This window comes from Colwellia sp., from assembly GCF_013215345.1.
Classification (GTDB): Bacteria; Pseudomonadota; Gammaproteobacteria; order Enterobacterales; family Alteromonadaceae; genus Colwellia.
Map to the genome: position 1 here is coordinate 40595 of NZ_JABSOV010000017.1, position 14540 is coordinate 55134.

A 14540-nucleotide genomic window follows, 5' to 3' on the forward strand; every position below is an offset into this window, starting at 1 on the left:
GGTAAAAAATAACACATAAAAACTAATTAATTTGAATGTTTCGCCGGAGGGTGCCTTGGATAAAAATATGAAAGTGCTTGTTGTTGATGATTTTTCAACCATGAGACGTATAGTGAAAAATTTGTTGCGTGATTTAGGGTTTACCAACATTCAAGAGGCTGATGATGGTAGTACAGCATTACCTATGCTTCAAGGTGGTGACTTTGATTTTGTGGTAACCGACTGGAATATGCCAGGCATGCAAGGTATCGATTTGCTTAAAGCAATACGTGCAGATGCAAGCCTATCACATATTCCGGTATTACTGATTACTGCAGAAGCCAAAAAAGAACAAATCGTGATGGCAGCTCAAGCAGGAGTTAATGGCTATATTGTAAAACCTTTTACCGCCGCAACATTAAAAACTAAGTTAGATAAGATTTTTGCGCGCTTAGCTTAATTTGCGATTTTTAGCTAGCACATGAGTGTTTGGCTAAAGTAAGGTTTTGATAAATATTGTATTAAGGATTTTGCATGACTATAGCTATGACAGGGCAGATCTCATTAGAGCAAGCAAAATCTGTGGTTGAGTTTCTAGAATCAGGTCAGCAAGCAGCAGCGGATGCTATTATTGCTGAAATTCAAAACCCAATCAATTCAGAACTTTTTGCTGAAATTGGTAAATTAACACGCCAACTTCATGACTCATTGACCAATTTCCAGCTAGACTCTAGGTTGTCAGATCTAGCTACAGCAGATATCCCCGATGCCAAAGAACGGTTGAATTATGTTATCACCATGACAGAAGATGCCGCGAATAAAACTATGGATGCAGTTGAGGCTATTTTCCCTGTTGTAGATACTCTTGCTGAACAAGTTGCAGCGGTAAATCCCTCATGGACTAAGTTGATGAACAATGATTTAGACTTAAAAGAGTTTAAATCATTGTGCCTTGATATTGATACCCTGTTAAAAAACACAGGAAAAGAAACCCAACATATACATAGTTTAATGACGGATGTATTAATGGCGCAAGACTTTCAAGATTTAACCGGTCAAGTCATTCGTAAAGTCATTGAACTAGTACGGGAAGTGGAAGAAAGTTTAATCAATATGTTAACGGCCTTCGGAATATCCGCTGAAAAGGTACAAGGTAAAACAACACCTAAAGTGGGTGAAAACCTTGTCGAAGGGCCAATTGTAAATACAGAAAATAGAGATGATGTAGTAGAAGATCAAGATGATGTCGACGATCTTTTGTCAAGTTTAGGATTTTAATGGGAGTTACTGCATGTCTTTCGAAGCAGATGAAGAAATTTTACAGGACTTTTTAGTTGAAGCGGGTGAAATCTTAGAGTCGCTTTCAGAAGAGTTGGTTGAGCTCGAAAATGATGCAGGTAATGCTGAATTATTAAATTCGATATTCCGTGGTTTTCACACAGTCAAAGGTGGCGCTGGTTTTTTAAACCTAGGGGCATTAGTTGATATATGCCATTGGGCTGAGAATATATTCGACCTATTACGCACGGGTAAACGTACGGTTAATCCTGAGCTAATGGATACCATCTTATCGGCACTTGATACTGTCAATGATATGTTTGTACAGGTACAAAGTCGTGAACCTCTTGTTCCTGCAAATGATAGTTTATTAGCTGAGCTTAAAAAACTGAGTGAACCTGAAGGTGTAAAAACACCCCAGCAAACTAGCACTCATACCCCTGAAGTTATTGAACAGGCAAATGAAGCTGTGGTCGAAAGCTCGAGTGATGAAATGAGTGAAGATGAGTTCGAGCGTCTATTAGATGAATTACATGGTTCAGGTAGCGTTCCGACAACCCCCACGGTAACAGAGTCGACATCTTCTATTAGCTCTGTTGGCTCGAGTGATGAAATATCTGATGATGAATTCGAATCATTATTAGATGAATTACATGGTCAAGGTGCTTTTTCTGCTGACGCTGGAGATACAACAAGCAGTGCTCTTACTAGCTCAAGTGATGATATTGACGATTTAGAGTTTGAAAAGTTATTGGATGAACTCCATGGCAAAGGTAATGCACCAAAAGCTACCGATGCATCTAGCTCTAATCAGAAGGTAAGTACGCCTGCTGCCGTACCTAATAGAGAGGTACCTGCAAGTCCTCCTCAAGCTGCTCCTAAAAAAGCCGCGCCGGTAAAAGCTAAAGAAGCCTCTTCGAAAGCCAGCCCTAAAAAGGCAGTGCCTCCTCCCCAAGGTGAAACCACTGTACGAGTAGATACTAAACGACTTGATCAAATAATGAACATGGTCGGAGAATTAGTCCTAGTAAGGAACCGGCTAACAAGTTTAGGCTTAGTTTCAGATGACGAAGACTTGAATAAAGCGGTTACTAATTTAGATGCGGTAACCACGGACCTTCAAGGTGCTGTAATGCAAACACGTATGCAGCCAATTAAAAAAGTGTTTGGTCGCTTTCCTCGTGTAGTTCGCGATTTAGCCCGTAGTTTGAAGAAAGAAATATCACTCGTTTTAGAAGGCGAAGAGACAGATTTAGATAAAAACTTAGTAGAAGCCCTTGCTGATCCTTTAGTACATTTAGTCAGGAATTCAGTCGACCATGGTATCGAAGCTCCGGATGTCCGAGAAGCTATGGGAAAACCTAGAGAAGGTACCGTTGTTCTTGCTGCCTCGCAAGAAGGCGATCATATACTGCTTACCATTAAAGATGATGGTGCAGGTATGGATCCTGAAAAATTAAAAAACATTGCTATTGAACGTGGTGTACTAGATGTCGAAGCTGCCGCTAGAATGCCAGATAAGGAAGCGTTTAGTCTTATTTTCGCCCCTGGATTCTCCACTAAAACTGAAATTTCTGAAGTTTCAGGCCGTGGTGTCGGCATGGATGTGGTTAAAACTAAAATTACTCAGCTGAACGGTACTGTCAACATTGATTCAGAGTTAGGTGTAGGAACAGTACTTGAAATCAAAGTACCACTAACCTTGGCTATATTGCCGACATTAATGGTTGTTGTAGGTAAGCAAACATTTGCTTTACCACTCGCGTCTGTAAATGAAATATTTCATTTAGATTTATCTAGCACTAACAGTGTTGATGGGCAATTGACAATTATAGTTCGAGATAAAGCAATACCCTTATTTTATCTAGATAAATGGCTGGTACGTAATTTTGTTGAGCAATCTCGTGATAAAGGCCATGTTGTTATCGTGCAATTGGGTAATCAACAAGTTGGCTTTGTAGTTGATAGCTTAATTGGTCAAGAAGAAGTTGTAATTAAGCCACTTGATAGGTTACTTCATGGCACACCAGGAATGGCTGGTGCAACGATTACTAGCGATGGTGGTATTGCTCTCATTTTAGATATAGCGAATTTACTAAAATTTTATGCAAAAAAATCACCTGTTAATAAGAAATTACGCAGTTAGTGATTCTCTAAGGTAATATGCTTTAGTGTATTACCAACTGTGACTATTTAGCGTGAATTAAAGTAGCGTTATCAGAGAGGTTAAATGGCCTACAAGGTACTTGTTGTTGATGACTCTAGCTTTTTTAGGCGTAGAGTTACGGACATTCTTAATAAAGATCCAAAATTAAACGTAATTGATGTTGCAGTGAATGGCAAAGAAGCGGTTGAGAAAGCTATGTTGCTTAAGCCTGATGTCATCACTATGGATATTGAAATGCCGGTATTAAATGGTATTGACGCTGTAAAGCAAATTATGGCGAAGTCCCCCACGGCAATTTTGATGTTTTCATCATTAACACACCAAGGTGCTAAAGCAACTCTAGATGCACTTGATGCAGGAGCTTTAGACTTTTTACCTAAAAAGTTTAGTGAAATTGCAAAAAATACTGATGAAGCCGGTAGCTTATTGCGTCAACGGGTTGTTGAAATAGCACGAAAGCCTAGCTTTGCAAAACCAAGAGCAGCTAATCAAACTGGAGTAACACGCCCCCCTTTACAAAAAAACAGGTTAACAACACGTTTTACTAAAACGTCAACCTTATCAACGCCATCATTTGCCCCTACAGCTAAAGATAGAAAAACGCTTAATCGAAGCTCTGGTAAGGAATACAAACTCCTAGCTATTGGTACTTCGACAGGTGGGCCCGTTGCACTGCAAAAAATATTGGTGCAACTTGAACAGAACTTCCCATTACCCATTATTATTGTTCAACATATGCCCGCGGCATTTACTGCTGCATTTGCCAGTCGTTTAAATACCTTGTGTAAAATATCGATTAAAGAGGCTGCCGATGGTGACATATTAAAACCTGGTTGTGCTTATTTAGCTCCTGGTGGTCGACAAATGATTATTAGTGGCAGCGAGAGTAGCGCAAAAATAAAAATCCTCGATGATGATTCACCCAAAATTACTTTTAAGCCAAGCGTTGATATCAGTTTTGGCTCAGCCGCTAAAACGTTTTCCGGTAAAGTCTTAGGAATCATTCTTACGGGAATGGGCTCTGATGGCAAAGAAGGCTCAAGAATGTTAAAAGCTAAAGGCTCAACCATATGGTCGCAAGATGAACAGTCATGTGTCGTTTATGGTATGCCTCAAGCTATAGATAAGGCTGGCTTATCTCAGTTGTCTTTGCCACTCGATTCAATGGCAGCTTCCCTAGTTAAGGAAATTGGCCGTGGATAAGCTAAGTGTCGCAGGGCTGTTTATTGCCCTTTTAGCTGTTTACATTGGCTTTACTCTTGACGGTGGTCACCTGTCTGCTTTATTTGAACTACCGGCTTTTATTATTGTTTTTGGCGGCACCTTAGGTGCGGTTATGCTGCAATCATCAATGATGCAGTTTACCCATGCTATTTCATTACTTAAGTGGGTTTTTTCTCCGCCTAAATACGATATTGAACGGGGTATAAGTGAGATTGTCGATTGGGCTACGAAAGCGAGAGAGTCAGGATATCTTGCTTTAGAAGATACCGCATTAGAAATAGAAGATAGTTATCCCCAAAAAAGGTCGCAATTTATTAGTTGATGGCGTTGAAATTGAAAGTTTTAGAGTCGCGTTAGAGTTAGATTTAGATATATATCGAGAGCATAACTTACGTTCTGCCAATGTATTTGAGGCTATGGGAGGTTACAGTCCTACAATTGGTATATTAGGCGCAGTACTTGGTTTAATTCATGCTATGAGCAACTTAACTGAGCCAGAATTATTAGGGCAGGGCATAGCAACCGCTTTTATTGCCACTATATACGGTGTCGGTTTCGCTAATCTATTCTATTTACCGGTAGCCAATAAAATTCGAGCTATTATTCATCAACAAACTATGTATCGTGAAATGATTTGTGAAGGGCTGGTATCCATTGCTCAAGGAGAAAACCCTCATGCGATAGAGAACAAGCTATCGGCATTTAGGTTAGATAGATGAATCGACTGCGTAATAGAAGACACACGGTAGAGCATGATAATGTTCATCGTTGGCTAGTCTCTTATGCGGACTATATGACATTAATGTTTGCCTTGTTTGTGGTGTTGTATGCAATGGCTATGGTAAACGAAAAGCCTTTTGAAACTATTACTGAATCTTTTGGCCGTGTGTTCCAAGCTTATGAAGATGAAACAAAAAATCAAGGCCATGGTGATAGTGTTTTGATGGTTAACACCAGTAAAACGAATAAAAAGCTATTTGGTAATGGCATCTTAGAGGTTGCTGGCCCTGAAGTTCTGGATAACGAACAAAACTTATCTAATATCTCCGATGCGCAAGTAGGAAACAACTTAACCTCCTTAGAAGAAGAGTTACACACTGCTTTATATGACTTGGTTGAGTCGGGTTTTGCACAATTACAAATAGATGGTGACTGGCTAGAGATAGAGTTAAATAGTGCCTTATTATTTCCCAGTGGTTCATCTTCAGCCACACATACTGCCGAGGCGATTTTATCGGTTATTTATGATGTTATAGGTAAAGCCAGTAACTTTATTCGTGTACGTGGTTATACCGATAACCAAGTGATAAATAATGAAATATTCTCTTCAAATTGGGAGTTATCTGTTTTTAGAGCAACAGCTGTATTAAGAGTATTAGAAAGGCTCGGTTTAAACCCTGCTCGTATGGCTATTGAAGGCTATGGCCAATATTACCCAAGCGCTGATAATTTAACCGTAGAGGGTAGGGCGCAAAATAGAAAAGTTGTTGTCGCTATTTCTAAATATGGTTTAGAGAGAGCTAATTTACTGGTAACCCCAACCATTGATTTAAAAAGCGTTGAAGAAATCACCCAAATTAACGGCATAAATAAAAAAGGCACTGAGCCGTTGAACAAAATCAAAGTAATTCGTCTTGATAGCGGTGGTATACGTATTACTACCCGAGGTGATAATGAAGACACCGAAAAAACCTTAGAAGAGAATAAAACCTCAAAAGAAAAAAAAGCTAATGATGCTATCGAATAAATTAACCATCAAAATTAATGATAATATTAAATGAAAGTAAGTGAGTATTGCTCTTGATAGTTTGGACAATAGCAAATCAAAAAGGTGGTGTGGGTAAAACCACGACAACTATAGCTCTTGCCGGGGTATTAGCAGAGCAAGGGCATCGGGTATTATTGGTTGACACGGATCCACATGCTTCATTAAGTTACTATTTTGGTATTGAATCAGAAGATTTAGACTTGAGTGTTTATGACTTATTTATTCAAGTATCATCAAGAGAACAAATTTTACAAACCTTATGTCCTACCAAGTACCCTAATATAGATATTTTACCTGCAACTATGGGGTTAGCGACGTTAGATCGCTCCTTAGGCACTAAAGGTGGTATGGGCTTAGTATTAAAAAAAGCAGTACAAAAATTAACAGACAGTTATGACTATGTATTAATAGATTGTCCGCCAGTACTGGGCGTACTTATGGTAAATGCTCTCGCAGCGGCAGATCGTATTGTTATTCCTGTGCAAACAGAATTTCTGGCCTTAAAAGGCTTAGAGCGTATGGTCAAAACGATGGAAATCATGCAAGGCGAGCAAGATAGTCCTTTTAAATACACAATAGTGCCAACTATGTTTGACAAAAGAACAAAAGCTTCTATTTTAGCGTTTAAAAAACTACAAGAAGTCTATACTAATGAGATATGGCCCGGTGTAGTCCCCGTTGATACTAACTTGAGAAATGCCAGTCTCGCTCAAGAAGTGCCTTCAGACTTTGCTGCGAACTCTCGAGGCACATTAGCCTACAAAAGTCTTTTGAATTATTTAGTCAAGCAAGGTATGACGCATAATGAGGTTGAACGCTAAATGAGTAATTCGTTAACAGCGAGTAAAAAGGTAATGAAAACTTACCTATCAGAACTGCTAACAGAACCCGAAGTTGCTGAAGAGTTATCACACCAGCGCATAGAAAAAAAGCTGGCTAGAAAACCTTTAGCGCTTAAAGTAAATGACGACAATAAATCATTAGAAAAATTACTTAAAACTGTTAGTGAACCTAAAGAAGTAAGGGGTCAAACAGTTGAATATATTGACGAGATAAAGGTTAATACAGTCCCAGTTTCTACTGATAAAAGCCGTGCTAAATCTATAACTAAGACGCCGAAAAGCTATCGTCAAGGTGACTTTCAAGCAATGTTTTTTGATGTCGCGGGTTTAACTATTGCCGTTCCTCTTATTGAGTTAGGCGGTATTCACAAAGTTGAGAAAACTAATAGTTTAATGGGCAAGCCCGATTGGTTTAAAGGCGTTATGCTTTATCGGGATGAAAAAATTAATGTTGTCGATACTGCTTTATGGATAATGCCAGAAAAATGTGACGAAACTTTAAAAAAATCGCTAAACTATCAATATATTATCATGCTAAATGACAGCCCTTGGGGACTGATGGCTGAAAACTTAATTGATACCGTCATCTTACGTCAAGATGAAGTGAAATGGGTAAATTCACAGAACAAAAGGCCATGGCTGGCAGGATTAGTCAAAGAAAAAATGTGTGCCTTACTCGATGTAAGTGCTTTGATTGAATTGCTTGATAAGGGTAGTGATATCTATCAAGCACAGTAAAACTATTCCTGTCTAGCTTATAGGCAGCTTAAAATAAGTAATTTGAGAGGCAAGTAATATGTCAAATGTAAGACGAAGTGCAAGTGATAAAAGTGAGGCTAATGATGAGGTGTTGCAATGGGTTACCTTTAAATTAGAAAATGAGACTTATGGTATCAATGTTATGCAGGTGCAAGAGGTTTTACGATATAGTGAAATTGCTCCGGTACCAGGTGCTCCACTTTATGTACTTGGTATTATAAATTTGCGCGGTAATGTTGTCACCGTTATCGATACCCGCTCTCGATTTGGTTTAGAGCCTTGTGATATTACTGACAATACCCGTGTGGTGGTTATCGAGTCAGAAAAACAAGTCATAGGGATTTTGGTTGACAGTGTCGCTGAAGTTGTTTATTTAAAGTCCTCAGAAATTGATGATGCGCCAAACGTAGGCAACGAAGAAAGTGCTCAGTTTATCCAAGGTGTTTCAAACCGCGATGGTGAATTACTTATTTTAGTTGATTTAGATCAACTACTTTCTGACGACGAGTGGGATGAACTCAAGCAGTTCTAATTATCTTATTTCGAAACGGGAAATGTTTTTTGCCCAAGATTAAGTCTGTATATACGGACTTAACTATTATTACATTCAATTAAATTCAATTACGCGTTTAGATTTATTTAAGGCAAAAATCATCAATGTCATTGTTAGCTGTCCCAATAATTTCAGTGTTAGCATTATTCCTAGTAGTGCTTTCTAGTACGATATTTTATCTATTTTTAACTAAGTTGAAACGTAAGTTATCTATGCTGGATATACAAATGCAAAGTACTGTTTTATTAGTTAATGAGTTACAAAGTATAAATAGTAAGCTACAGCAAGAGTTGGATCGCTTGGCGACAGACAATGAGCAGTTTGCTATAGAAAATCGTCAGGTATCAAAACAATTAGAACATCGTATTAAAAATCTTACGCTCCAAGCAAGTGAGCAACAACAGTTATTGACACAATGGCAAGAAAACCAAGGACAAGATAAATTTTATAATCGAGCCTTTAAGCTAGCAGCAAAAGGAGCAGGTATAGAGGAAATCATCAGTGAATGTGAATTACCCCGTGCAGAAGTTGAAATGTTGCTTTCTGTCTATCAGCAACGCGCTCGCTCTCAGTAAATAATTGTCACCAGCTTTTACTTAATGAAACTAGATATAGTGAAACTGCGCTGAAACGTTATTCACCCAACAATTGATTTCATGTTAGACTGCCGTCGTTTTCTCATACATTATTATGTAACGGCAAGGACCTTCGCCCCGTGAGCTCAGCCATAACCCCATATTTTCGACTCTTTATACTTATTGTCATCGTTTCTCTTGCTGGTTGTTCGTCGACACCAAGTCAACAAGAACAAACAGATTTTACTGATGAAACCAGCGTAACTGAGCCTAGAGATCCTTTTGAAGCTATCAATAGACCTTTTTGGACTTTTACTTGGGATTATGTAGATAAGTATATTGCTAAACCCTCATCAGAAGTTTACACAACTTACACACCACCATTTTTACGTGCTGGCTTATATAATATAGCGTTAAATTTAAACGAGCCGGCTAGTATTATTAATAATGTCTTGCAGCTTAAATTTGAAGCAGCAGCAAAAAATACCGGCAGGTTTGTGCTTAATTCAACCATAGGTCTCTTTGGTTTTTATGATCCCGCCAGTGATTTTGATTGGTCAGGAGAGCAAGAAGAGTTTGGCGAGGTACTTGGTAGTTACGGGGTGGGCGATGGCCCCTATATTGTTATTCCAGGTTTAGGTCCAAGCTCAGTCAGAGAAGAGGTAGGTGATTATGTTGACAGTCTTTATTGGCCCATGGTTGTTATTGATTTTTGGCCGAATCTTGCTCGCTTAGGCATATTAGCCTTGGAGAAAAGGGCGGCAGTTCGAGATCAAGAGCAGCTTGTTGCTGAATCTGAAGATCCTTATGAGTTTATTAAAAATGCCTACTTTCAAAACATGAATTATAAACTTTTTGATGGCAACCCACCCATTATAATTAATGAAGCGGAAGAAGACGAAATAGATGCCTTTCTCGATGAGTTTGATGATATGGACTAGTTCATATTATTTCAGAGAATAAATAAAATAAACGAGTACCTATGCTGATAACAATTTGGTAGAATTGCGGCAATTTTTTTAGATACACTATATTGGAATAATTAAATGAATATTATTGAAGGTTCGTTTGAAGCAAAAGGCAAAAAATTTGCTATTGTAGTATCACGTTTTAATCACTTTATTGTTGATAGTTTATTAGCAGGCGCAATCGATGCGCTTAAACGTCATGGTAATGTTAATGATGACGATATTACTGTCGTCCGTGTACCTGGAGCATATGAGTTACCGCTAGCAGCTAAAAAAATTGCTAAAAAAGGCGAAGCTGATGCCATTATTGCAATTGGTGCGGTAATTCGTGGTGGTACTCCTCATTTTGATTTCGTTGCTGGTGAATCTAACAAAGGTTTAGCACAAGTTTGCTTAGACTGTGAAATCCCTGTTTCATTTGGTGTGATTACTACAGACTCTATCGAACAAGCTATTGAACGAGCTGGTACTAAAGCTGGTAACAAGGGTGCTGAAGCAGCTCTTGGCGCATTAGAAATGGTTAATGTATTAGCTAAAATTTAATTTTTAAACTTAATTCTCAACATAAGAAAAGTGGAAACATATTGTGAAACCGTCTCCTAGAAGAAAAGCCCGTGAGTTGGCCGTACAAGCAATCTATTCATGGCAAGTTAGTCAAAACGTAGTAAATGATATTGAAGTTAACTTTATTGCCGATAACAGCAAACGTCGGTTTGATATTGAATATTTTCAATTGTTATTACGTGGTGTTACCGCCAATATTAGTGATATAGATGCAGCAATTTCGCCGTATGTAGACCGTCCACTTAATGATATAGATCAAGTGGAAAAGGCGATATTGCGTGTAGCAGTGTTTGAACTAAAAGACTGCACTGATGTGCCTTATCGCGTAGTGATAAACGAAGCTATAGAGTTAGCTAAGTCATTTGCAGCTGATGATAGCCATAAGTTTGTTAACGGTGTTTTAGATAAAACAGTAAAATTAATTCGTCCTGAAGAATAACCTATTAGTACCAATTTATTAGCAACTAAAGGCTTAGCATGAAAGAGTTCGAGTTAATTAAGCATTTCTTCACCAAACAAAAAGTTAAACGTAAAGACGTTGAACTTGGTATTGGTGATGATTGCGCTGTTTTAGCGCCTATTGAGAATCAAAATATTGTGGTAACGACAGATACATTAGTAGCTGGAGTACACTTTCCATTTGAGACTAGCCCCAGAGCTATTGGCCATAAAGCTGTTGCGGTAAATTTGTCTGATATTGCTGCAATGGGCGCTAAGCCAAGTTGGTTGTCTTTAGCATTAACGCTGCCTGATGTCGATGAAGCCTGGTTAAATGAGTTTTGTGAAGGTGTCTTTGAACTATGTGAGTTTTATAATGTAGAACTCATCGGTGGAGATACTACGCAAGGACCATTAAGTATAACTATTACCGCACAGGGATTAACCCCTCAAGGTAGTTACTTGTCACGTTCTGGTGCTAAAGCAGGTGACTGGCTTTATGTTACCGGTGAACTTGGTGACGCGGCTTTAGCTTTACAACAAATTACCGGTAAAGTCGATATTGAGCCTCAATTTATAAATATCATAAGAAATAAGCTTGATTATCCAAAGCCAAGAGTTTTAGCCGGGCAAACGTTACGTGAATATGCTTCAGCAGCAATAGATCTTTCTGACGGATTAATAGCCGATTTGGGACATATATGCCAAGCATCCAATGTCGGTGCTAATGTAGTGCTTGATGCCCTACCTCTTTCTACGATAATGCGTGATAGCTTACTTTCCGAAGATGCTATCGCTTTGGCACTATCGGGTGGGGATGATTATGAGCTTTTGTTCACTGTCTCTGAAGATAACAAAGTAGGAATGGAGACGGCAATGTCTCATGCCGGTACACCTGTTACTTGTATAGGACAATTGAATGCCTCCCAAACTATCACTACAACCTTGAACAATAAGCCTATTCCAATTAATACTGCTGGTTTCGAGCATTTTACCGAATAGCACCCTAAGCAATTTACTTATCAATTAAAAATGAACCACTAACAAATTAAGCACTTAATTATATGTCGGGTAAAAATACACAGGTTAATTTTAATCTGGCGAATCCAATACAGTTTTTAGCTTTAGGCTTTGGCAGTGGTTTGGCGCCAAAAGCTCCTGGTACTTTTGGTACGCTTGCTGCCGTGCCACTATTTTTACTTATGAGTGGTTTAACGCCCTTAATTTATGGTTTAGTCGTCTTAGTGGTTTGTATTGCGGGTATTTATATCTGTGGTAAAGCGGCAAGTGATGTTGGTGTACACGACCATGGTGCAATTGTCTGGGATGAGTTTGCAGGCTTTTTTATCACTATGTTTATGGTCCCGGTGAGTTGGCAGAGTGTCTTGGTCGGCTTTGTTTTATTTAGAATCTTTGATATTGCTAAACCTTGGCCAATATCACTAGCAGATAAAAAGCTAACGGGTGGCTTTGGTATCATGTTTGACGATGTACTAGCGGGTCTCTTTGCACTTGCCATCATGCACCTTATTTTCTAATTAATTAAGACTTTTTATCATTAACCTTTATCATACGGTAGAGGTTAATGTTTCAGTAAATCCTGCATTATTTTCACCTTTCTTTACTTTAGAACAATAGTAATTTAACCACATTTACGCTACGTTTAAACTAGGTCATAAGTGCCGATAATGATGGATAATGAATTTGATAGTAAAATACTTAGTCATCTTACTTGTTTTTATCAACACTTGCCCTCAGGTCTATTATTAAGTGACACATTATCAATTAGGTAAAATAGTCATTTAGATGAAATAGTCATTAAGTAACAGTAAAAAAGGAATACCTATGAAAATAAATCTTTCTGGTCATCATGTAGAAGTTAATGATTCAATCAAAGAGCATATCGAAGAAAAATTCTCTAAAATTGCCAACCACTTTCCAACATTAATATCTCTAGACGTAATTGTCTCTAAAGAACATCATCAATATCAAGTCGAGCTAACGACAAACTATGAAGGTGGACGAATTTCAGCTACCGGTTTAGATGGTGTTATGTATCCGGCTATTGCCAATGCCGCAAAAAAACTCGATGCAGCCCTTAAACATAGAAAAGGGCAATTGAAAGCTAATATGCACACCAAACCAGGTGCAACGACTCCTGAAATTGCCCATGAAAAGGTGCAAGAGATGAACCTATCATAATTCTCCTATAATCCTATAATCTTCAAACTAGAAAAGCTGTTGAACCTTGTTCGCAGCTTTTTTTTTATCAAATTTATAACTTATTTTTAATTCGTACAAATAATTACTGCATTGCAGACTCGCTGTGTAATAATCAAAGCCATTAATATTTAAAGCATTAACCTCACAAGGAATTTTTTGATGCTCAAACGCTTTTTAAGACAATCCAATACCTGCCAAATTACAACGAGTAAACTCGCAATATTTGGACTTTTATCTCTCACACTTACTGCTTGCAGCAAAGAAGAGGTTAAGGTAAAACCACCAGCGCCAGCGGTATCGGTATACTCAATTAAAGCACAACCTATTGGCGGATATCGCGAGTTTATTGCACGAACAGAAGCTTTCAAAGAAGCCGACTTACGCGCTCGTGTTGAAGGTGAGTTAATTGAACGCCATTTTAGAGAAGGCAGTAATGTTGAAAAGGGACAAGTATTATTAAAAATTGACCCCGCAGCATACCAGGCAGCATTATCAGCAGCCAAAGCTGACTTAAGCTCTAGAATCTCAGGCGAAGAAAATGCTCAGCGTAACTTAAAACGTGCCAATGACCTTATTGATGATGGTTATATTTCTCAATCTGATTATGACCGTTTAACTACTGAAGAGTCGCAAGCTAAATCAGCGGTTAAAGCGGCAGAAGCATCACTTGAAAAAGCGGAACTTGATTTAAGTTATACCACAATCACAGCGCCTTTTAGCGGTCGAATTGGTAAAGTAAATTATAACGTTGGTAATATTGTTGGTCCAACAAGTAACCCCTTAGCAACCTTGATTATCAGTGACCCAATTTTTGTAAGTTTTCAGGTTGAAGAGAGTTTCTATATTACTTACTTACAAGAACATCAGGGTGCAAGAACTGCCAAGGAAGCTGAATTTGAGCTATCTCTACGCTTGCCAAATAATACTGAATATCCAGAAAAGGGTCAGTTAAACTTTTCTGATACTAAAATTGCCCAAGGTATGGGTACCGTTGAATTGAGAACCGTTTTCCCTAACCCTCATAATATTATTTTACCAGGGCTATTTGTTACCTTGATTGTTGAAACGTTAGATAAAGAGGAAATGGCGTTAATACCACAAGCAGCAGTACAAGAAAATCAGCAAGGTAAATTTGTCTTAGTTGTCGGAGCAGATAATAAGGTTAAACAGCGTCACGTTGTCTTAGGGCGAAGAATTAATGC

16 protein-coding genes and 1 pseudogene are annotated in these 14540 nt (G+C 38.4%); all 17 read left to right on the forward strand.

The window, feature by feature from the left end; genetic code table 11:
- The first annotated feature begins 55 nt into the window (after positions 1-55).
- The gene (gene cheY, locus HRT50_RS03705) at positions 56-439 is read left to right on the forward strand and encodes a chemotaxis response regulator CheY (protein WP_291611456.1); all 384 of its coding nucleotides are present in this window, start codon (positions 56-58) and stop codon (positions 437-439) included.
- Between the two features lie 74 nt (positions 440-513).
- Positions 514-1257: a protein phosphatase CheZ gene (locus HRT50_RS03710; RefSeq protein WP_291611457.1), complete on the forward strand. Its 744-nt coding sequence runs from the start codon at positions 514-516 to the stop codon at positions 1255-1257.
- Between the two features lie 13 nt (positions 1258-1270).
- Positions 1271-3403, forward strand: coding sequence for a chemotaxis protein CheA (locus tag HRT50_RS03715; protein WP_291611459.1), 2133 nt, complete (start codon positions 1271-1273; stop codon positions 3401-3403).
- Positions 3404-3487: 84 nt separating this feature from the next.
- Positions 3488-4627 carry a chemotaxis response regulator protein-glutamate methylesterase gene (locus tag HRT50_RS03720; RefSeq protein WP_291611461.1) on the forward strand — a complete coding sequence of 380 codons (1140 nt, stop codon included), beginning with the start codon at positions 3488-3490 and terminating at the stop codon, positions 4625-4627.
- Positions 4620-5367 (forward strand): annotated as a pseudogene (locus tag HRT50_RS03725) (flagellar motor protein). Before HRT50_RS03720 ends, HRT50_RS03725 begins: the two are co-directional and overlap by 8 nt.
- Complete coding sequence (locus HRT50_RS03730) at positions 5364-6395, forward strand: flagellar motor protein MotB (protein WP_291611463.1); 1032 nt, start codon at positions 5364-5366, stop codon at positions 6393-6395. The pseudogene HRT50_RS03725 and the gene HRT50_RS03730 overlap by 4 nt, the downstream one beginning before the upstream one ends.
- Before the next feature lie 53 nt (positions 6396-6448).
- A complete protein-coding gene (locus tag HRT50_RS03735) occupies positions 6449-7237 on the forward strand; it encodes a ParA family protein (protein WP_291611465.1) in 789 nt (262 codons plus the stop codon).
- Positions 7238-7996: a chemotaxis protein CheW gene (locus tag HRT50_RS03740; protein WP_291611467.1), complete on the forward strand. Its 759-nt coding sequence runs from the start codon at positions 7238-7240 to the stop codon at positions 7994-7996.
- A gap of 58 nt (positions 7997-8054) precedes the next feature.
- Entirely contained in the window at positions 8055-8549 is a 495-nt protein-coding gene (locus tag HRT50_RS03745; protein ID WP_291611469.1) for a chemotaxis protein CheW, read from the forward strand.
- Positions 8550-8797: 248 nt separating this feature from the next.
- Entirely contained in the window at positions 8798-9145 is a 348-nt protein-coding gene (locus HRT50_RS03750; RefSeq protein WP_291611471.1) for a DUF2802 domain-containing protein, read from the forward strand.
- Positions 9146-9285: 140 nt separating this feature from the next.
- The gene (locus HRT50_RS03755) at positions 9286-10086 is read left to right on the forward strand and encodes a VacJ family lipoprotein (protein ID WP_291611473.1); all 801 of its coding nucleotides are present in this window, start codon (positions 9286-9288) and stop codon (positions 10084-10086) included.
- Between the two features lie 105 nt (positions 10087-10191).
- On the forward strand, positions 10192-10656 hold the full coding sequence (ribE, locus tag HRT50_RS03760; RefSeq protein ID WP_291611475.1) for a 6,7-dimethyl-8-ribityllumazine synthase: 465 nt from the start codon (positions 10192-10194) through the stop codon (positions 10654-10656).
- A 43-nt stretch (positions 10657-10699) separates the two neighbouring features.
- Entirely contained in the window at positions 10700-11116 is a 417-nt protein-coding gene (gene nusB, locus HRT50_RS03765; protein WP_291611477.1) for a transcription antitermination factor NusB, read from the forward strand.
- Positions 11117-11154: 38 nt separating this feature from the next.
- Entirely contained in the window at positions 11155-12117 is a 963-nt protein-coding gene (thiL, locus tag HRT50_RS03770) for a thiamine-phosphate kinase (RefSeq protein ID WP_291611479.1), read from the forward strand.
- A 62-nt stretch (positions 12118-12179) separates the two neighbouring features.
- Complete coding sequence (locus HRT50_RS03775; protein ID WP_291611481.1) at positions 12180-12653, forward strand: phosphatidylglycerophosphatase A; 474 nt, start codon at positions 12180-12182, stop codon at positions 12651-12653.
- 307 nt (positions 12654-12960) lie between these two features.
- Entirely contained in the window at positions 12961-13317 is a 357-nt protein-coding gene (raiA, locus tag HRT50_RS03780) for a ribosome-associated translation inhibitor RaiA (RefSeq protein ID WP_291611483.1), read from the forward strand.
- 180 nt (positions 13318-13497) lie between these two features.
- Positions 13498-14540: efflux RND transporter periplasmic adaptor subunit (locus HRT50_RS03785; protein ID WP_291611485.1), on the forward strand; the 1043-nt coding region annotated here is incomplete at its 3' end.

Bases quoted from the DNA above. Each gene is read 5' to 3' on its own strand.
- HRT50_RS03775 (WP_291611481.1), top strand. From the start codon at position 12,180: ATGTCGGGTAAAAATACACAGGTTAATTTTAATCTGGCGAATCCAATA.
- ribE (WP_291611475.1), top strand. From the start codon at position 10,192: ATGAATATTATTGAAGGTTCGTTTGAAGCAAAAGGCAAAAAATTTGCT.
- thiL (WP_291611479.1), top strand. From the start codon at position 11,155: ATGAAAGAGTTCGAGTTAATTAAGCATTTCTTCACCAAACAAAAAGTT.
- HRT50_RS03710 (WP_291611457.1), top strand. From the start codon at position 514: ATGACTATAGCTATGACAGGGCAGATCTCATTAGAGCAAGCAAAATCT.
- HRT50_RS03745 (WP_291611469.1), top strand. From the start codon at position 8,055: ATGTCAAATGTAAGACGAAGTGCAAGTGATAAAAGTGAGGCTAATGAT.
- HRT50_RS03750 (WP_291611471.1), top strand. From the start codon at position 8,798: ATGCAAAGTACTGTTTTATTAGTTAATGAGTTACAAAGTATAAATAGT.
- HRT50_RS03720 (WP_291611461.1), top strand. From the start codon at position 3,488: ATGGCCTACAAGGTACTTGTTGTTGATGACTCTAGCTTTTTTAGGCGT.
- raiA (WP_291611483.1), top strand. From the start codon at position 12,961: ATGAAAATAAATCTTTCTGGTCATCATGTAGAAGTTAATGATTCAATC.
- HRT50_RS03730 (WP_291611463.1), top strand. From the start codon at position 5,364: ATGAATCGACTGCGTAATAGAAGACACACGGTAGAGCATGATAATGTT.
- HRT50_RS03715 (WP_291611459.1), top strand. From the start codon at position 1,271: ATGTCTTTCGAAGCAGATGAAGAAATTTTACAGGACTTTTTAGTTGAA.
- HRT50_RS03740 (WP_291611467.1), top strand. From the start codon at position 7,238: ATGAGTAATTCGTTAACAGCGAGTAAAAAGGTAATGAAAACTTACCTA.